The sequence below is a fragment of the Anaeromyxobacter sp. SG64 genome (genome assembly GCF_022690745.1).
Taxonomy (GTDB): Bacteria; Myxococcota; Myxococcia; order Myxococcales; family Anaeromyxobacteraceae; genus Anaeromyxobacter; species Anaeromyxobacter soli.
In genome coordinates, this window is sequence record NZ_JALCZB010000205.1 from 1 (window position 1) to 948 (window position 948).

Annotated in this window: 1 protein-coding gene; it reads right to left on the reverse strand. The window is 76.9% G+C overall.

Features of this window, described 5'->3' with window-relative positions; genetic code table 11:
- Positions 1–115: 115 nt before the first annotated feature.
- On the reverse strand, positions 116–712 hold the full coding sequence (locus MNZ29_RS24095; RefSeq protein ID WP_242357116.1) for an outer membrane beta-barrel protein: 597 nt from the start codon (positions 710–712) through the stop codon (positions 116–118).
- Positions 713–948 lie beyond the last annotated feature (236 nt).

Here is a 948-nt window from a genome sequence, read left to right on the forward strand (position 1 = left end):
CGCGTCGCGCGCGCGTTCGGGGACGAGGCCGGCCTCGCGGGCGCGCCCGCGGAGGCGGGCCTGGACGGCGACGCGCGCGCGGCGGGGTGAGCTCGCCGCCGCGGCGCGCCGCGCGCTACAGCCGGACCATCAGCGCGGCGAGCACGCTGATGGTGTCCTCCGAGAAGTCGCCGAAGTACGGGTTCCAGCCGAGCTCCACGCCGACCCGGAGCTTGTCGTTCACGTGGTAGAGAGCGCCCGCCGCGAGGCGCATCGTGACGCCCACCGCGCTATCCGAGGAGCTCCCGAACGGCGTGTCGATGGTCGACCGCGCCCAGTACAGCCCGAGCCCCGCGTCGCCGTACACCGCGACGGCAGGCGCGAGCGGGAGCGTGAAGCGCGCCGCCGGCACGAGCTTGAAGATGTTGGTGGCCTGCGAGTAGTCCCCGACTCCCGTCGAGGTCGAGTCCGAGAAGCGCGTGAACCCGAGCGAGCCCAGGGCGCTGAGGTTCATCCTCGGACCCAGCGCCTGGACGGGCAGCTCGCCGTCCAGCCGCAGCCCGAAGCCGGTCGTGCCGCTCGCGAACTCGAACCCCACGAGGCCGCCGGCGCTCAGCGCCTGCTCCGTGGACGGCGCCCCCACCGCCGGACGCGGCGCCACCTCCCGCGCCTCTGCGCGGGCGGCGAGGAGCGCGAGGGCGAGCCCCGCGACGGCTGAGCCGCGAACTGCCATGTCCACCTCCCGTCGAGCGCGCCCGCTGCGGGCGCCGGTGAAGCGCCTGTTGTAGAGGGCGGGGGCGCTGCGCGCAGCGAAACCACTTGTCGAGGCCCTTCACGGAGCGGCATCGCGCCGGACGCGTGTCGTGCGCGCCGGGGCCCCGTCGGAGCACGGGCCAGGCCCCGCGCGCGAGGAGCCCGGCGCCCGCCCGTGCGCGCGGGCACCGGTCGCGCGCCGCCGCGCGCCGCGCC

Excerpts from the sequence above, each read along its gene's own strand:
- MNZ29_RS24095 (WP_242357116.1), bottom strand. The coding sequence starts at position 712 with ATGGCAGTTCGCGGCTCAGCCGTCGCGGGGCTCGCCCTCGCGCTCCTC.